The 16,844-nt window shown below is 59.9% G+C and carries 14 protein-coding genes; 8 read left to right on the top strand and 6 right to left on the bottom strand.

Annotation, left to right across the window (positions count from 1 at the left end):
- Nucleotides 1-2: 2 nt before the first annotated feature.
- A complete protein-coding gene (locus BM017_RS23665; protein WP_092248979.1) occupies nt 3-272 on the bottom strand; it encodes a PepSY domain-containing protein in 270 nt (89 codons plus the stop codon).
- 145 nt (nt 273-417) lie between these two features.
- Here BM017_RS23665 and BM017_RS23660 point away from each other — a divergent pair, with 145 nt between their 5' ends.
- The 7 genes from BM017_RS23660 (at nt 418) to BM017_RS23630 (ending at nt 6,443) form a co-directional block, all read left to right on the top strand.
- Entirely contained in the window at nt 418-1,413 is a 996-nt protein-coding gene (locus BM017_RS23660) for a FecR family protein (protein ID WP_092248976.1), read from the top strand.
- 354 nt (nt 1,414-1,767) lie between these two features.
- Nucleotides 1,768-2,202, top strand: coding sequence for a hypothetical protein (locus BM017_RS23655; RefSeq protein ID WP_092248973.1), 435 nt, complete (start codon nt 1,768-1,770; stop codon nt 2,200-2,202).
- A complete protein-coding gene (locus BM017_RS23650; RefSeq protein WP_092248971.1) occupies nt 2,199-2,750 on the top strand; it encodes an adhesin in 552 nt (183 codons plus the stop codon). The genes BM017_RS23655 and BM017_RS23650 overlap by 4 nt, the downstream gene beginning before the upstream one ends.
- Before the next feature lie 67 nt (nt 2,751-2,817).
- On the top strand, nt 2,818-3,564 hold the full coding sequence (locus BM017_RS23645) for a hypothetical protein (protein ID WP_092248968.1): 747 nt from the start codon (nt 2,818-2,820) through the stop codon (nt 3,562-3,564).
- Nucleotides 3,565-3,626: 62 nt separating this feature from the next.
- Nucleotides 3,627-4,307, top strand: a complete 681-nt coding sequence (locus BM017_RS23640) for a C39 family peptidase (protein ID WP_071490642.1) — start codon at nt 3,627-3,629, stop codon at nt 4,305-4,307.
- Nucleotides 4,308-4,345: 38 nt separating this feature from the next.
- Nucleotides 4,346-5,089, top strand: coding sequence for a hypothetical protein (locus BM017_RS23635; RefSeq protein ID WP_092248965.1), 744 nt, complete (start codon nt 4,346-4,348; stop codon nt 5,087-5,089).
- A 49-nt stretch (nt 5,090-5,138) separates the two neighbouring features.
- Nucleotides 5,139-6,443: a hypothetical protein gene (locus tag BM017_RS23630; protein WP_092248962.1), complete on the top strand. Its 1,305-nt coding sequence runs from the start codon at nt 5,139-5,141 to the stop codon at nt 6,441-6,443.
- Between the two features lie 158 nt (nt 6,444-6,601).
- On the opposite strand, the gene BM017_RS23625 is transcribed toward BM017_RS23630, so the two are convergent.
- Nucleotides 6,602-7,927: a sigma-54 dependent transcriptional regulator gene (locus tag BM017_RS23625; RefSeq protein WP_092248959.1), complete on the bottom strand. Its 1,326-nt coding sequence runs from the start codon at nt 7,925-7,927 to the stop codon at nt 6,602-6,604.
- A gap of 345 nt (nt 7,928-8,272) precedes the next feature.
- On the opposite strand from BM017_RS23625, the gene BM017_RS23620 reads away from it, so the two are divergent.
- Nucleotides 8,273-8,533, top strand: a complete 261-nt coding sequence (locus tag BM017_RS23620) for a hypothetical protein (protein ID WP_071490646.1) — start codon at nt 8,273-8,275, stop codon at nt 8,531-8,533.
- 1 nt (nt 8,534) lies between these two features.
- Here BM017_RS23620 and BM017_RS23615 read toward each other — a convergent pair whose 3' ends face one another.
- The 4 genes from BM017_RS23615 to gnd all read right to left on the bottom strand — a co-directional run bounded on the left by BM017_RS23615 (nt 8,535) and on the right by gnd (nt 16,706).
- Nucleotides 8,535-13,265 carry a dermonecrotic toxin domain-containing protein gene (locus BM017_RS23615; RefSeq protein WP_092248956.1) on the bottom strand — a complete coding sequence of 1,577 codons (4,731 nt, stop codon included), beginning with the start codon at nt 13,263-13,265 and terminating at the stop codon, nt 8,535-8,537.
- Nucleotides 13,266-13,360: 95 nt separating this feature from the next.
- Entirely contained in the window at nt 13,361-14,206 is an 846-nt protein-coding gene (locus BM017_RS23610) for an HAD family hydrolase (RefSeq protein ID WP_092248954.1), read from the bottom strand.
- Nucleotides 14,203-15,726: a glucose-6-phosphate dehydrogenase gene (zwf, locus tag BM017_RS23605; RefSeq protein WP_071490649.1), complete on the bottom strand. Its 1,524-nt coding sequence runs from the start codon at nt 15,724-15,726 to the stop codon at nt 14,203-14,205. The genes BM017_RS23610 and zwf overlap by 4 nt, the downstream gene beginning before the upstream one ends.
- Complete coding sequence (gene gnd / locus BM017_RS23600) at nt 15,723-16,706, bottom strand: phosphogluconate dehydrogenase (NAD(+)-dependent, decarboxylating) (protein WP_071490650.1); 984 nt, start codon at nt 16,704-16,706, stop codon at nt 15,723-15,725. The genes zwf and gnd overlap by 4 nt, the downstream gene beginning before the upstream one ends.
- Nucleotides 16,707-16,844: the final 138 nt, after the last annotated feature.

The raw sequence follows: 16,844 nt of genomic DNA, 5'->3' as shown, positions 1-16,844 counted from the left end.
TATCAGTCTTTCTGGTCACGCAGAACGTTGCCTGATGCGCCGTCGATACGGGCTTCATACACGGTGCCATCGGACTTGCGGCCTTTGACTTCCCAATAGCCGTCGTTGTCGGCTTCTGCCGAATAGACCTCGACGTAGCCGGCCTTGGTCTTGGCCACTTCGATGGCTTTTTCAATGGTAATCCAGCCTGCGCCCGGCTTGTCCGCCAGGGCAGCGCCTGCACTGAGCAAGGCGGTGGTTGCACACAGGGTGACTAAGGTTCTCTTCAGCATCGTCGTACTCCATTGTGGGAATGTCCTGAATATTTTTTTAGGTAGCAACAAACGAGAATAAGTTCCAATTGATGTGCAATCGCCATGACGGCTGTTCTCGCCGTCCACCTTGGGAGGTTAGAATGTGGGAAATCAGGATGAGTAAATGAGCGAAAAGTCCCTTTCAGAAGCCGAATATGACGCCATCACCGACGCCGCCGCGCATTGGTGCATGCGCCTGCATGCAAGCGATTGCACGCCCGGCGAACGTCAGGCCTTTGCCCAATGGCATGATTCGCACCCCCTGCACGCCTTTGAATACGCCGCGATGCTGGAGATCTGGGACGTCGCCGACCACCTGCCGCGCAGCGACATCCCGCCGGTAACGGTGCCCTCCAAACCCCGCAGCCGGGTGCGCACCTATGCCGTGGCAGCGGCCATCTGCCTGGCCGCCCTGCCCCTCGCCGCCTTCACTGGCTGGGAAGCGGGCTGGCTGCCGAGTTCCTATGAACGCTTCGAGGCTGCCAACGGCTTGCGCCAGGTCACCCTGGGCGACGGCAGCCAGGTGGAACTCAACCTGGGCAGCGAACTGGTCTACAGCAACTACAAGGACCAGCGCCGCGTCACGCTGAACAAGGGCGAAGCGTTTTTCAAGGTCAGCCATGACAGTACCCATCCTTTCATCGTGCACGCCGGCACAGGCCAGGTGCGCGTCACGGGCACTCAGTTCAACGTCTGGAAATATGAAGACCAGGTGCGGGTGATGCTACTGGAAGGCTCGGTGCAGGTCAGCAGCGACCAGGTGCACGGCAGCGTCCCCCTCACCCCCGGTATGCAGGCCAGCTATCAACAGGGCGATGCCACACCGAGCGTGCGTGCAATCAGCCCCAATGACTCGGCCCTGGCGTGGCGCCAGGGCAAGCTGATCCTCGACAACCTGGCCCTGGCCGATGCATTGCCGCTGATCAACCGTTATCTCAGCAAACCGGTGATGTTGGCCGACGCCAACACCGGCACGATTCGCATCGGCGGTATCTACAACATCAACGAGGTCAGCAACCTCGTGCCCTCCCTGCCCAAGGTTCTGCCGGTCTACCTGACCCAGAACCAGGACGGCAATCCCGTCCTCAATTCCATTCCGCGTAAAGCCCCCAAAGGCTGAGTCTGTTGCGTCGTGCTTTAGGCATCCTTGCGCCCGCACTGTCCATTTTTTTTACACACACCGTCCCTGGATCGCCCGTGCGCAGCGGATTCAGCGTTTCGTCATGTTCGGTGTTACAGCGCTGATACAACGGGGTGAAGCGGTTGTGCAGTGGCTGGATAGCCGGGGCTTTCAGGGCGGTTGTCTCACGGCTGATACAGCACGGCTATCATTTTGCCTTGCAGTTATTGCAAGCCTTTGAAAAACCGTAATAAATCAAAAGCGGCACGGCTTCTGCTCTTTCCCTGACAACGCTGTTTAGGGTCAGCGTTAAGAATAAGGAATGCCGCCGTGATCACATTCACTCAAGGTTCGATGAACGTACTGCTGGCCAGCTGTGTACTCAGCGCCAGTATCAGTCTTCCAGCCCTGGCAGGTGACGGCGTGATCGTGACGGGCCGCAACGTACAGGGCCACATGTATGGCCGTTCCTCCTTTGGTCCTGACCCTTATCCCCAGACCGCCAACGCCAATCCCAGCCGAGAAATCAACAGCGCCCTGTCGGGCGAGCTGAGCGACCGTGACTTCGGTAGCGTCAGCAGCGGCCTGGGCATTACCCGCGCCCTCCAGCCCAACAGCAACCTCACCGGCTTGAGTGCCACGCAAAACGGTATGTCCACGCTGGGTGCCGGCGCAGCAGCCAGCCGCTCGGGCGGCAGCGGCAGCATGGGCGGGCAGATCAGCGATTCGATTCAGCGCGGCATGGCGCCCTTGAACAACCTGGGCGGCATGCTGGGTGGCAAACCATGAAACGCGCCCTGTTCATTCTGGCCCTGCTGGGCAGCGCCGTGGCCATGGCCGACAACACCGCCGTGATCAACAACAGCGGCAAGGACTACACCGGCAACCTGATGATCAACCAGGCGGCGGGCAACCAGCAGCAAACGGCAAACAACCGCGCCGTCACGCTGGGCGGCCAGGCCACCACCGGCAATACCCAGAGGATAGACGGCAAGGTCGACCCTTCCCTGAACGCCAAGGCGGCGATCGAGGGCACTTCTTTTACCAATGGCAACGGCATGTTGGGCGTCAACCAGTCCGCCGGGGCCAATAACCAATCAGTCAATGCCGTGCGGATCAGCGTCAATTCTGGCCCGCAAGCCATCGACGACAGCGTCCTGTTGCAACAGAACACGACGACGCTGGCAACCGACTCAGGGCTCACACCCACCACTGGCAGCCGCCAGGTCGTGACAAGCGACCAGGCCTTCACCGGCAGCCGAGGAGTGATACAGGTGAACCAGAGTGCCGGGGTGGGGAACCGAGTGGCTAACACCCTGGGCATCACTATCAAGTAACGGCTTGGTAGCACTAGCTAGACCGTACCAACACTTAACCAACTAATCAGAAGCAAGGAGAAACACCATGAAACCTCAAATGGCTCTGAAACCAATGGTTTTCGCGCTCGCTGCACTCATGGCTGCTGCAGCTCAAGCAGGTGGTGGCTGGCATCCAGCGCCTCAACCTACCGGTGTGGTTGCCTCCGTGGTTACGGACGTACAAAACAGCATCGGCAACAAGTTCGATGACACCAAGACCGAAAATAACGCGTCTAACGACAACTCAGTGAACGGCAACAGCGGTAACGTCGGCGTTAACGTTCAATCCGGCAGCGGCAACCTGGCTGACAACTCTGGCGGGGTCTCCAACGCCAAGGGCGACTTTGCTACTGTTTTCGCGGTAGTCGATGTCAACCAAAACAGCGCGCTGAACAACTTCGTCAACAAAGGCACCCAAAACAACGCCTCCGTGGATAACGGCATCAACGGTAACTCCGGCAACGTGGGTTACAACGGCCAAGCCGGTCAAGGCAACCAGGCTAAAAACAACCTGGTAATCACCACCGCTGATGGCAAAAACATCGCAGCGGCCGCCAACACCGAGCAAAACTCGCTCGCCAACAACTACCTCAACACGGCGGCTACCAGCCACGGCTATGGCTATGGCGGCAAACCTCAGTATGTCTCCAACAACTCGAGCCTCGACAACTCGGTTAACCGCAACTCCGGCAACGTAGGTGTGAACCTGCAATCCGGTGCCGGCAACCAAGGCAGCAACAGCTTCTCTATAGGCCAAGGTTGCAGCGTTTGCGGCAGCGGCGTGCGCTTCTGATCCAACGGGGCCTTGGCAACAAGGCCCCTTTCTTTTTCCAGTGTCCAGCAGGTCACACGATCATGCGCCTCGCGACCCTTTCCCTCCTGATGCTGCTCACCGGCCCGACCTGGGCAGGCACCATGGCGATTTCCGCCATGCCTGGCGGTGCAGTCATCTACAAGAAGGTCGAGAGCATCCGTGAACGCAAATTCGCCAACCTGGTGGAACAGAAAACCGATTTCAGCTGCGGTGCCGCGGCACTCGCCACCATCCTGCGCCAGGGCTATTGGCTCGACGTCGATGAAGACCACGTGATCAAAGGCATGCTGGTCAATGCCGACCAGGACCTGGTTCGCACCCAGGGTTTTTCCATGCTGGACATGAAGCGCTACCTCGAAAGCATCGGCATGCGAGCCCGGGGCTACAAGATTTCGCCGGACACCCTGGTGACCGTGAAAATCCCCGTAGTGGTGCTGCTGGAGATTCGTGGCTACAAGCACTTTGTGGTGTTGCAGCGCGCCGACAAGGACTGGGTCTATATCGGCGACCCGGTGCTGGGCCACAAGCGCTATTCGCGCGACGACTTCGTCAAGGGTTGGAACGGCATCGTGTTCGCCGTGCTGGGTGAAGGCTACGACAAGGCCAATGCCTTGCTGGACCCGCCCACACCGCTGACCGCCAAGAACCAACTGAATGAGTTCAGGCCCGTAGGCGATGCCGAGCTGATGGATTTCGGTTTCATCCAGAGCGACTTCTTCTAAGAAGCGCAATAAGGGGCAGGACGCTCCAGGAGCAGCAGATGAACACTCCCCGTTGGCTGACGGTCTTGTGTCTGGCAGCCTCAATGCCCGCTTATGCTTCATCGGCGTTCAAGCCGATCGAACTCAAGGATTCGGAAATGGCCGAGTTGCGCGGTCGTTATGTAATGCCGGGGCGGATCATCAGCTTCGGTATTGTCATGAGCAGCACCTGGACCAATGCCGTGGGCGACACCCTCACCGGCAAGGCCAGCATGCAAATCGATTCATCGACCATTACACCGCAGTTCTACGTGCAGACCACCGGCTCGACCGGGAACGGCACCAACCCGAACGCCGGCACCGGTAACGTCACCGGAGGTGCCGGCCTGGGCACCGGCACAGGCGTGACCCAGAGCGTGCGCGCTGCCGGCGACAAAAACACCGCCTACAACAATGTCGGGATCAACGTCACTGAAAACGGCTTTGCGCCTTCCAATGCCGCGCAATCGGGGCAGGTGCTGGTGGCCGGCGGTACTGTCACCGGCGACAGCGCGGCAGGTCGCGTGAGCGTCTCGGCCAACAATGGCGGCTTGCAGATGGCGATCCAGGCCAATCATAACCAAGGCAACAGCCTCCAGCAGATTGGTGGCGGCCAGGTGCTGCAAGGCACGGTATTGACTGGAAACAGCAACTTCGTCAACAACATGACCCAACTCAACGTGGTCATGAATAACGCATTGAACAACCCGGCGTTGAACTGCAATCTGGATCAACTCAAAGGCCTACGCACTCTCGGTTATTGAACTACGCTGACCCTCGACACTTACGCATTAGAAAAGGACGGCTTATTTCATGCATCGATCGTTATCGCTACGTGCGGTGGTCTGTTTAAGTACGCTCTTGCCCGCATCCGTGTTGTATGCCGCGCCAGACGCCGATATCGAAACCCTCAAGCGGGAACTTCTGGAGCTCAAGCAGCGGTACGAAGTGCAACAGAAAGCCCTGGCGGTGTTGGAGCAACGGGTGCGCCAGGTCGAGGACACGCCGGCGACCCCCGCGCCCAAACGCCTGGCCAAATCCCCGGCGGACTTTCAAAAGGCCAGCGGTGCCACCGTGGCAGGCACGGGAGCGGCGGCGGCCTCCGGCGGTGCGGGCGGTGGCGGCAGTTCCTATGGGCAGTCGCTCAAGGACGATTCGGCGCCTGCGCAAAGCGTGAGCAACCTCTATAACGAGGCCAGCGGCTTCTTCGGCAATGGCAAATTCAGCTTTGAAACCGGCATCACTTATGCGCGCTACGATGCACGCCAACTGACACTCAACGGCTTCCTGGCGCTGGATTCGATCTTCCTGGGCAATATCAATCTGGACCGGATCAAGTCGGATAACTGGACCCTGGACCTGACGGGGCGCTACAACGTCGACAACCGCTGGCAGTTCGATGTGAACGTACCGGTGGTGTACCGCGAGTCGACCTACCAGTCGGGCGGCGCCGGCAACAATGCCAACGCCACCTCGGAAGAGTCGGTGAGCCGTGACCCGACCATTGGCGACGTCAACTTCGGTGTGGCCTACAAGTTCCTCGACGAAACCCCCACCCTGCCGGATGCGGTAGTGTCGCTGCGCGTCAAGGCGCCAACGGGCAAAGAACCGTTCGGCATCAAGCTAGTCAGGTCAACCGCCAACGACAACCTGTATGTACCGGAAAACCTGCCCACCGGTAATGGTGTCTGGTCGATTACCCCGGGTATCTCGCTGGTCAAGACCTTCGACCCTGCGGTGCTGTTTGGCTCGTTCTCCTATACCCATAACTTCGAGGAGTCGTTTGACGACATCAGCAGCGACGTCAACCAGAAAGTCGGCGGCAAGGTCAGCCTGGGTGACAGTTTCCAACTCGGTGTAGGCGTCGCATTTGCCTTGAACGAGAAGATGAGTATGTCGTTCTCGGTCTCCGATCTGGTGCAGCGCAAGAGCAAGCTCAAGCCTGACGGAGGGGACTGGCAGTCGGTGGTGTCCAGCGATGCCAACGCCGGTTACTTCAACGTGGGCATGACGATTGCCGCGTCGGATAACCTGACGATCGTGCCGAACCTGGCGATCGGGATGACGGATGATGCGCCGGACTTTACGTTCAGCTTGAAGTTTCCGTATTACTTTTAGGGAGAGCCGGGGGTGGGGGGCTGCTTCGCAGCCCAACGCGGGGCAAGCCCGCTCGCCACAGCAAGCCCCCCTAACCACGGCAAGCCCGCTCGCCACAGTACATAAGGAAAAGCCCCGCAACGATAAGGGTCGTTGCGGGGCTTTTCGGTTTACCCGCCCTAGCGGATCTGGTGTTTGTGCAGCAACCGGTAGAACGTTGGCCGGGAAACCCCCAGCACACGGGCGGCGACACTCAGGTTGTCGCTGTGCCGGTCGAGCACATCGCACAGCGCCTGGCGTTCGGCGCGGTGCTTGTAGTCTTCCAGTGTAGCCATCGGCGGGGAAATTGCCTGTTCGGCCTGCAATCCCAGATCAGCGGCTTCGATCTGGCGTCCTTCGGCCAGCACCAGGCCACGGCGCACGCGGTTGGCCAGCTCGCGCACATTGCCCGGCCAGGCGTGCTTGGCCATGGCCACCAGAGCACTCTCGCTGAAACTGCGCGGGCGTCGGCCCGTCTCCTGGCTGTAAAAGCGCGAAAAATGGTTGGCCAGCATCGCCACGTCGCCATGGCGTTCGCGCAACGGCGCCGTCACCACTTGCAGGACGTTGAGCCGGTAATACAAGTCTTCGCGAAAAGCGCCCCTTTCAACTGCGGCCTCCAGGTCGACGTGGGTCGCGGCCAACACCCGTACATCCACGGGAATGGGCTGGCTGCCACCGACGCGCTCGATCTGTTTTTCCTGCAGAAAGCGCAGCAGGTTGGCTTGCAGTTCCATCGGCAAATCACCGATCTCATCCAGGAACAGCGTGCCGCCGTGGGCCGCTTCAATACGCCCGACCTTGCGCTGATGGGCGCCGGTAAACGCGCCCTTTTCATGGCCGAACAATTCGGACTGGATCAAGTGTTCCGGGATTGCCCCGCAGTTGATCGCGACAAAGGGCTTGGCATGGCGCTGGGACTGGCGGTGCAACGTCCTGGCCACCAGTTCTTTACCCGTGCCGCTGTCGCCACGGATCAACACCGGCGACTCGGTGGGCGCCAGCTTGGACAGTAATTTACGCAGTTCACGAATCGCCCGGCTGTCGCCCAGCAGCTCATGCTCAGGCTCATCCACCAGGGTGTGGCCCTTGCCGCGCAAGCGCGCCATGCCAAAGGCACGGCCCAGGGTGACCTGCACCCGGGCGACGTCGAAGGGCAAGGTATGGAAGTCGAAAAACCACTCGCAGACAAAATCACCGACGTTCTGCAGGCGCAGTACGTCCGGGCTGAGCACGGCAATCCACTCGGTGCCGCTGCGGCCAATCAACTCCTTGACCGCTTCAGGGCGTTCCAGGTGAGAGGGTTGCAGGCGCAGCAGGCCGACATCACAGGACCGCTCGCCGACCCCTTCCAGCGGGCAACTGTCGACCGCCCAGCCGGCTGCGCGCAATCCAGGCAACAGGTCGTGGCAATCATCACAGGGATCAACCACTAGCAACCGACGTTGAACGGGAGGCATACCCATGACTGTTCCTTGGCGTCAAAATTGTTAAAGTTATTTAGAAACAACGGTTTGTGACGCCTGCGGCTAACACTAGCAAGATCTTGACGCGCGGCTTGTACCATTTCGCTATAAGTGTGGGCAAAAAGCCACTGGCCGGTGTTTTCAACGAATAAAGTTGCGAACCTGGGAAACTTTCATTCAGCTTTCAAAACAGCCGCTTACATGACGTCAATCACTAAAATACGAAAATAGTTGTTCTAACATGTGACCCGTACCCCGCCATCGTGCATCAGTACAAGTAACCCGCCGCACGGTCAGCCCAACCGCCGGCAATCACTTGAATGGGCATTTAGAGAGACGACCCACATGAACGCCCCGCTCCGCATCAACGAAGCTCTTTTGATCGCAGACCGTGCTTTCCAACCCTTTCAGTGCGTGGCCTGGCATGACGGCAATGGCGCCCTCAGCCTGAGCGTCATCGACCGCACCAATACCCGCATCGGCAGCCAGCAACTGGATGCCGGCGTCTATTCCGATCCAACTCAGTTGGAAAACTTGCTGTTGCAGGCTCGTGCCGAGTTGGACAAGAGCGGCTATCAATTGCAAACCTGGGCCATGCCGAAGTAATTCAGCGCACCGTTGAACTGACGTCTTCGGTGAAGAACACGGTTTCGGCAACTTCGTGATCAATGTTCGAGCGCAGGACATTGATCAGTTGCAGTCGATTATTCGCCGCATAGTCTGTCAACTTCTTATAGCTGATGTTGCGCTCGACAAAGCGTTTGAGATACCCGCGAATGAAGTGGTAGCCGATATCCCGTGCCGCCCGTGTCCTATAGTGGAAACGGGCCAGCCACAGCGGGCGGCCGCTGGACTTTTCGCGCACTTCGAACTCGCGGATCAGTTCGACTGAAGATGGCCTTTCCACTACGTCGACCTTCCAGGCCTTGTACAGTTGCAACAGCCCTTCCGATGTCGGCGAGTACTTCATGATCATACGGTCACGCATCGCCGAACCCTCCTCCATGTAGCGCAAGATCTCGTCATACAGCGCACTGGGGGTATGTCGGAAGAAGTCTTGCAGGTCCCGATGCCCGGGCGAGTCCGGTCGCGCGTTGAGTGCCTTGATGAGTAACTCCCGTTGCGTCCTCATACGCTGGGCATACTTCCACCATTCGCCGCGCGCCAAGCGGGGCGACAACCTCTGGATGGTCTCCAGGCCGCAAAGCAGGTCGTACTCTCGCTGTGCATTGCGCCACAGGCGCAGTGCCTCATTGCCGATGTCAGCGAGCGACTGGAGCGCATCATCGTTGTCGGGCGGCGTTACAAGCCTCGGCACTGCTCTCCACAAGGACTCCTGTTCAACCCCCGGACGCTCGAATGTAAAGACAGGGCGATGGTCGAAAGGCTCCAGCACATCCACATATTCATGGGTGACACTTTGCTCGAGCACACTGCGTGGATTGCCGATCACCGCTCCCAATATGCCGTCATCAATCAGTCGCTTGGGCATGCTGGTAACTTTTGTGGAAATGGCTTCCAGGCTGGCATCCTGGTAGTGCCGATAGCGCTCGATCAGTTCTTCTTCCAGCCTGAGCTGCAGCCGCCTGACATGGCTTCGAAAGTTGCCCAGTGCTTGAGGGACAATATAGGGAGGCAAAGGGGCCAGATGGTAAGCCACGCGCAGGTTGGCCAGCACCACCCCATCCAGTGCGTCATTGGCGACTCGCAGTTGATGGTCCAGGTTAAAACGGCCGGTGGTATATAGCTCCCGATAAGTCAACAGCTTCAGGCTGCATAACGCGGTGAGCTCTTCGATCAGGTCCATCGTCGCATCCCTGAAGGTGCTCACTCGCCCGTTGAAACACTGCAACGCCAGGGTGCGCAGGTGTAATTCTTGCCATTTCAAGGACATGCGACCACCGGCCCAGGCCGCGTTATCCAGCGCGGCAACAGCCGTGTCGCCAATCCTGCCCGAGCGCTTCATGTCTTCAAAACGCCGTTCGGCGTCCAGGCAAGCCTCGATAGCCTCCAGTTCCAGCGCTGCGTAATCGGGCAGCCTTGCGGCGATCCCACCCCAGGTTCGAGTATCCAGGACCCGTTTGCTCAGACTCTGTGCATCGAACCACGCAGCGTTGAAAAGATCGTCATGGAGCATGACCTTGCGTTTGCTGGCAAGCAACAATGTCTGATTGCGCCGCGCCTTGACTGCTCCGGCGGCGAACCGGTTGTACAACGCACTGAACTCCCTGATCAACATCATTTCCCGACGCCGGGTGAGCGCCTCCATCAGCGCGCTGGAACACCAAAACGCGGTGCTCGCATTGGCCAACTCCTCCTCGATCAGTGCCAGCGTGCCGGGCTCGTCACTGCGCTGGGTCAGCACCTGCAGCGTATCGTCGGCGGGATAGACCAGGCCCGCAAACTTCAGCACCAATTGGTTGTATTCATCATCGAGGGCCTTGCGTCGTTGCTCGGCACTTTTCAATTGCGCCAGACGCTGTTTCTCCAGCGCGAGGGCTTCCTGGAAGTCGTGGGGCACGACCGGCCCAGGGGAAAACAACCATTGCCCGTGTTCACCGGCCACCACTTGGGGGCCGAAACGGTTCACCAGGTCGTCGCTGACCACGCGCGTGGCCCCCTGGTGCTGCTCGACCTTGTACATGTCCCCATCGATACTTGCGTATACGGCTCCGCCGGCACGGAACAAGCCACGTTGCTGACCGCTGCTGATGCGCTCGGCATACGGCAGCGGCCTGACCTTGTACAGCGCCAGTTCGGCCAGGCGAATAACCGACAGCCGCTGGAACAGACCGCTCCATAACCGCTCCAGGTCCCCCGCCCCCCGCACCAGCTCTTCAGGCCCCTGCACCGTCGGCAATTGAACCGTCGGCGTCTGGATGCGACTGGTCTGGCCACCTTCGGACGGATGTTCCGCTGCCTCGCTCCAGCTCATTTCAATACTTTGCTCCAGATCCGCGCCCTGGGCCAGGTCCAGCAAATCATCAGTTTTCGATCGCACTCCCGCCTTGGTGGAAATACGACCACGGCTGAGCAGGAGCAAACCGATATTCAACAACAGGTCGGCCACGCTGGAAGCCTTGTCTTCGGCGTGCTCCTGGCCAATCACGCGAACGTCCTGCACCACCGACCACGCCAGGTACAGCCACCCCAATGCCCGGCCAACCGCCCCCCCATAGAAGGTCAGGAGCAGAAACAGGCCTACGCCGAGAAAGCGCTTGATCCAGTCCCAGAACACCTCCAGCGCGGTCGGCTCTACCGGTTCTGTCAGGCTTAACATCGTGTCGACGCTGCTGCTGAACAGCGCCTCCATATAGTCGCCGTCGACCTCCCTGTCAGCCAGGACAATGCCGTCGCCCGACCACAGCGACTGATTGAAGTCGACCGCCTCGAACGCCGCGGGGCTGGGAGCCGTCACGCCCGGTACCAAATAACGCGACCTTGCCGTCTCCGGCAACCAGGCCAACACTTGGTACTGCAATTGCCCGGGACTGGCGATGGCCGCCATCAGTGCGTCGGCCGTGGCAAACTCGATGAATTTCACTGCACACATTGGCCGATACAGTATTTGCGGGCCTGCGTTGAGGTTGCGCGGGCCGATGATGAACGTGTTGCGAACAGTATCGGGTTGTTCGCCTACCTGGGCGTTGAATGCCAAAGGGCGTAGCACGATCGCCTCGGTCTTGGCGGCGGCGCGCGGCTGAAATACGGCGACCACGCTGGTGTAGGCTTTCCGGGAAAACGCCTGGGGGTACTTGAGGTGGTATTCCAGCGCCAGCATGGGTATTTGCAGGCGCACTTGCCGGATGAACTGGGCCTGGCGCCAGCGCCGCTCACTCTCGTTGTCCTTGAACTTTTCCCGGATCAACCGATTGTAGCCGCCGCGAACATCAGCCCGCGCGACCACGGCCAGCGCTTGAGCGGGTGTGAGCGATACATCAGGGTCGCCAGGGGCCGCCGTGAGCGTAAGTCGTGCAGGATCGACGGCCGTCAACGGCAACCATGCAAACTCGCTCAGGGTCCAGCTGCCATGGTTGTATAACGGCGGCAACTGCCACAACAGCGCGGGCTGCGTTTGCAGGTCACGCTCATCAAGTTCGATCATCACCTTGATGCGGTCGGGGTCGAGCACCGGTTCGCCGGGGTGGTCCTTGGCCAATTGCGCCGACAGCCCCTGGCGCGCGTAATCAAGCAACGACGGCACGCCTTCGTCAAAGGCTCGCCAGTCCGGCTGCCGGACCTGTCTGGCCAGGTCCAGGACATGGCGGCTCATTTGCAATTGCAGGTCATTGGGTGCCTGTATCAACCATCCCGGCAGTGCGTTACGCAGACGCTCCAAGAGCGGGGATTCGAGGGCAGTGCTGTCAAAGTCAGCGGTGATGACCTCCATTGCACGTTCCAGTACATATTGTGGTTCGGGAAATGTTCGGACCAAAGACAGGACGGCGTTGATATCTGCCAGTTGTTTGGCCAGGAAGGTCAGGCTGAAACTGTAGAAGATATTGCCAGCAGGCTGGTACAAACGCCATTGCATCGAATGGCCGGACGCTATTGCGCTCAACAGGTTGACCAGCCATTCGCCCAATTGCGCCAGGGAATCAAAGCGTTGAATGCCCTTCGACAGGGTGAAGAGCAACACCGTCGTACGTTCGCCCTGCTGCTTGACCAGCACCAGCCCGCGCAGCATCTCAAGGTTGATTGCCCCGGTTTCGCCCCATTGGTCAACGATGTAGGCCTGCCCGTTGGCCGGCTCCAGGTGCGAAGTCTGCTGTGAGCGGCTGATCAGACTCATCACCAGATCCAACTCAGTCCCGGCCAAGGCTGCATGGGTCGCCGCGTCCATCAACGCATTCCTGAGAATGTCGGCCAGGCCTATGTAGCGAACGACCTGGCCCTCTCCCCGGCTCATCCAGTAATCCACCAGCGCTTCCTGATAGCGCTCGAGCAACACCGGGCCCTGCTGATTGAGCATTCGCTCGACATAACCGATATCGACGTTCAACGGCAGCGGCAAACCCTCGACGTCGCGCACGATGGAATGGTCCTGGGCAAAATCGACGAACCGACCCGTCGCGCAACGCTCGATCAGCGCATCCGGCAGGTTTTGTGCGTCATGGCGTTCAATGGTGTAACTGCCGTTGTCGTAGCGATACACCGGTCGCAACAATATCGGCTCGGTGTGATTGATGGGCAGCCAGGGGTACTGCGTGCCCAGGTGGTGTTGCAGCACGCGCAACGCAACATCCCGCAACGAAGGGGGCTCGGCAAAATGTTGGAGGATGTTCTGCGCAAGCGCCGCGCAACGCTCGCGACAGGGAGGAGTAGACAGGGCGGCCATGGGACATTCCTTGCTGATGAAGCGCCCTGCCATAGCGGGCGCATTAAGTCAGCTTCCATTGTCGGCGCAGTGCCCCGCCTCATTGCTGTATCTGTCTATCGCACGACGTCGGTGCCTTCCCAGCCTGCCAGGATAAACCGCTCGATCGCCTCGGCGGCGCCCTCATCGAGGTTACTACCGGTGACCACACTGGCCTGGCGCTTGACGGTTTCTTCCGCCTGCCCCATGGCAATCGACAACCCGGCCACCTGGAACATCGCCGGGTCGTTACCGCCATCGCCGATCGCCGCGGTCTGTTCCAGCGGTATACCCAGGTGTGCGGCCAGGGCCTTCAAGGCTTCGCCCTTGTTGGCCAGCATCGCCGTCACATCCAGGTAAACCGGTTGTGAACGCGACACCTGGGCCAGCCCCTGTACCTTGGGCTGCAACTGCGCTTCCAGCTCGACCAGCAACGAGGTGTTGTTGCTCGCGGCGACGATCTTGTCGATCCGATCCAGGTAGGGCTCGAAACTCTCCACCACCACCGGCCCGTAGCCCAGGCCATCGGCTTCGCGCTGTACCATCGGCCCGGGCGGGTCGCGGCGCAGCCAGTCACCGTCGGCAAACACCCACACTTCCACATCCGGCTCGCCGGAAAACAGCGCCAGGGTGACCAGCGCCGCTTCCGCCGGCAAATGGTGGGCAACCAGGATGCTGCCATCGGGGTTGATCAGCGTGCCACCGTTGAAGCCTGCCACAGGCACATCGATACCGAGCGTTTCGATCAGATGCAGCATGGCCTTGGGCGGACGCCCACTGGCCAGGCTGAAAAACACCCCGGCGTCACGCAGCGCATGCACCGTGTCGACGGTGCGCTGGCTGAGGCTGTGGTCGGGGTGGAGCAAGGTGCCGTCCACGTCACTGAGGATAAAACGGATGGGATGAATCGCTGCATCACTCATCCGAGGCGGTGCCAGGTGCGGCCATCGCGGGCCAGGAGCGCGTCGGCGGCGGCCGGGCCGTCTTCACCGGCCTTGTAGGCCTGGATGCCGTCGTCTTCCTTCCAAGCATCAAGAAACGGCTGCACGGCGCGCCAGCCATTTTCGATGTTATCGGCACGCTGGAACAAAGTCTGGTCGCCGGTCATGCAGTCATAGATCAGGGTTTCGTACCCGGTCGACGGTTGCATTTCGAAGAAGTCCTTGTAGGCGAAACCCAACTGGATATTGGCCATATCCAGGGTTGGCCCGGGCTTCTTCGCCAACAGGTCGAACCACATGCCTTCGTTCGGCTGGATCTGGATTTTCAGGTAGGTGGGCTTGAGTTCGTCCACCTCGGTGTCTCGGAACTGCGCATACGGGGCCGGCTTGAAGCAGATCACGATTTCAGTGTCGCGCACGCTCATGCGCTTGCCTGTACGCAGGTAGAACGGCACGCCGACCCAGCGCCAGTTGTCGATCATCACTTTGAGGGCGACGAAGGTCTCGGTGCTGCTGTCAGGCGCAACGTTGGCTTCTTCACGGTAGCCCGGCAGTGGCTTGCCGCCGATTTCGCCGGCGGTGTACTGCCCGCGTACCGAGTTGGCCCGCGCATCCTCCAGGGACCAGGGGCGCACTGCACCGATCACCTTGGCCTTTTCACCGCGTACCGCATCGGCACCAAAGGCTGCGGGCGGCTCCATGGCCACCATCGCCAGCAACTGGAACAGGTGGTTGGGCACCATGTCGCGCAGGGTACCGGTCTTTTCGAAGAAGTTGCCCCGGGTTTCAACGCCGACGGTTTCGGCGGCGGTGATTTGCACGTGGTCGATGTAATGGTTGTTCCAGAACGCTTCGAACAGCACGTTGGAGAAACGGCTGATCAGGATGTTCTGCACCGTTTCCTTGCCCAGGTAATGGTCGATGCGATAGATCTGCTTCTCGCTCATCACCTTGAGCAGGCTGGCGTTCAGCGCCTCGGCGGTGGCCAGGTCGGAGCCGAAGGGTTTTTCGATGACCACGCGACGGAAGCTGTCGTCGGTTTCCGTCAACAGGCCGGCACTGCCCAGGCGTTGCACCACTTCACTGAAGAAGCGCGGCGCGGTGGCCAGGTAGAACACCGCGTTGCCGGTACCGCTGTCGGCAATCTTGCGGCCAATGTCGGCGTAGGTGCTGTCGTCGAGGAAGTCGCCCTCGACGTAGCTGATGCCCTTGGCCAACTGCGCCCACAAGGCGGGGTCCAATGCGTTGTCGGCATTGCCCTTGACCTTGCTCGCCGCTTCGGTGCGGATGAAGTCTTCGAGTTTCTTGGCGAAGTCGGCATCGCTGATGGCGTTGTGATCCACGCCGACAATGCGCAAGCCATCGCCCAGCAGGCCATCACGGCTGAGGTTGTACAGCGCCGGCATCAGCAGGCGCTTTACCAGGTCACCATGGGCACCAAACAGAAACAGGGTGGTGGGCGGAGCGGGTTCGGCCTTAGGTTTCTTGCCGTTGGCGGTCATTTTTTGGAAGTCTCCACGTGACCACCAAAGCCGAAGCGCATGGCAGAGAGCATTTTGTCACCGTAAGTGCTCTGCTGGCGCGAACGGAAGCGGGCGAACAGCGAAGTGGACAATACTGGCACCGGCACGGCTTGTTCCATGGCGGCTTCGATGGTCCAGCGGCCTTCGCCACTGTCGGCCACGGAGCCGGAGTAGCCGTCGAGTTTCGGGTCGGTGGCCAGGGCATCGGCGGTCAGGTCCAGCAGCCAGGACGAGACCACACTGCCACGGCGCCAGACTTCGGCGATGTCGGCGACGTTCAGGTCGAAACGCTGGTCTTCGGGCAGGTTTTCCGAGTTCTTGGTCTTGAGAATGTCGAAGCCTTCGGCAAACGCCTGCATCATCCCGTACTCGATGCCGTTATGGATCATCTTGACGAAGTGCCCGGAACCGGCGGGGCCTGCATGAATGTAACCCTGCTCGGCACGCGGGTCGGCGCTGGAGGAACGATCCTTGGTACGCGGGATATTGCCCAGGCCCGGGGCCAGGCTCTTGAAGATAGGATCAAGGCGCTGCACGGTCTCGGCGTCGCCACCGATCATCATGCAATAGCCACGCTCCAGACCCCACACGCCGCCGGAGGTGCCGACGTCGACATAGTGCAGGCCCTTTTCCGCCAGGGCCTTGGCCCGGCGCACGTCGTCCTTGTAGTTGGTGTTGCCGCCGTCGATGATTGCATCACCGTCTTCGAGCAGCGTGCTCAATGCGTTGATGGTGTCTTCGGTGGGCGCGCCCGCCGGCAACATGACCCACACGGTGCGCGGCTTTTGCAGCCCGTCAACCAGCGCCTTGAGGTCGGAAACGCCGGTGGCGCCCTCTTCGCTCAGGCCTTTTACAAATGTTTCGTTACGGTCGTAAACAACGGTGGTATGCCCATTGAGCATCAGGCGCCGTGCAATATTCCCGCCCATGCGGCCTAGTCCGATAATCCCCAGTTGCATGTGCTGATGCTCCTAACTACTAAAAAATGTGTGACATAGTTTATAGCGCAATGCGGCTAATGAGGGTTAGTCCAGCGCGGATACCGCTAGTTTCATGGAAAAAAGTTGCCATCATTTCAGCATCGCGGCACAAAAAGT

This window comes from Pseudomonas sp. NFPP04, assembly GCF_900113815.1.
Lineage (GTDB): Bacteria > Pseudomonadota > Gammaproteobacteria > Pseudomonadales > Pseudomonadaceae > Aquipseudomonas > Aquipseudomonas extremorientalis.
This window is presented reverse-complemented; position numbering and strand designations above follow the sequence as displayed.

Coding starts and splice junctions, on each gene's coding strand:
- BM017_RS23655 (WP_092248973.1), top strand. CDS start 1,768: ATGAACGTACTGCTGGCCAGCTGTGTACTCAGCGCCAGTATCAGTCTT.
- BM017_RS23620 (WP_071490646.1), top strand. CDS start 8,273: ATGAACGCCCCGCTCCGCATCAACGAAGCTCTTTTGATCGCAGACCGT.
- BM017_RS23635 (WP_092248965.1), top strand. CDS start 4,346: ATGAACACTCCCCGTTGGCTGACGGTCTTGTGTCTGGCAGCCTCAATG.
- BM017_RS23610 (WP_092248954.1), bottom strand. CDS start 14,206: ATGAGTGATGCAGCGATTCATCCCATCCGTTTTATCCTCAGTGACGTG.
- BM017_RS23665 (WP_092248979.1), bottom strand. CDS start 272: ATGCTGAAGAGAACCTTAGTCACCCTGTGTGCAACCACCGCCTTGCTC.
- BM017_RS23660 (WP_092248976.1), top strand. CDS start 418: ATGAGCGAAAAGTCCCTTTCAGAAGCCGAATATGACGCCATCACCGAC.
- gnd (WP_071490650.1), bottom strand. CDS start 16,706: ATGCAACTGGGGATTATCGGACTAGGCCGCATGGGCGGGAATATTGCA.
- zwf (WP_071490649.1), bottom strand. CDS start 15,726: ATGACCGCCAACGGCAAGAAACCTAAGGCCGAACCCGCTCCGCCCACC.
- BM017_RS23650 (WP_092248971.1), top strand. CDS start 2,199: ATGAAACGCGCCCTGTTCATTCTGGCCCTGCTGGGCAGCGCCGTGGCC.
- BM017_RS23630 (WP_092248962.1), top strand. CDS start 5,139: ATGCATCGATCGTTATCGCTACGTGCGGTGGTCTGTTTAAGTACGCTC.
- BM017_RS23645 (WP_092248968.1), top strand. CDS start 2,818: ATGAAACCTCAAATGGCTCTGAAACCAATGGTTTTCGCGCTCGCTGCA.
- BM017_RS23640 (WP_071490642.1), top strand. CDS start 3,627: ATGCGCCTCGCGACCCTTTCCCTCCTGATGCTGCTCACCGGCCCGACC.
- BM017_RS23625 (WP_092248959.1), bottom strand. CDS start 7,927: ATGGGTATGCCTCCCGTTCAACGTCGGTTGCTAGTGGTTGATCCCTGT.
- BM017_RS23615 (WP_092248956.1), bottom strand. CDS start 13,265: ATGGCCGCCCTGTCTACTCCTCCCTGTCGCGAGCGTTGCGCGGCGCTT.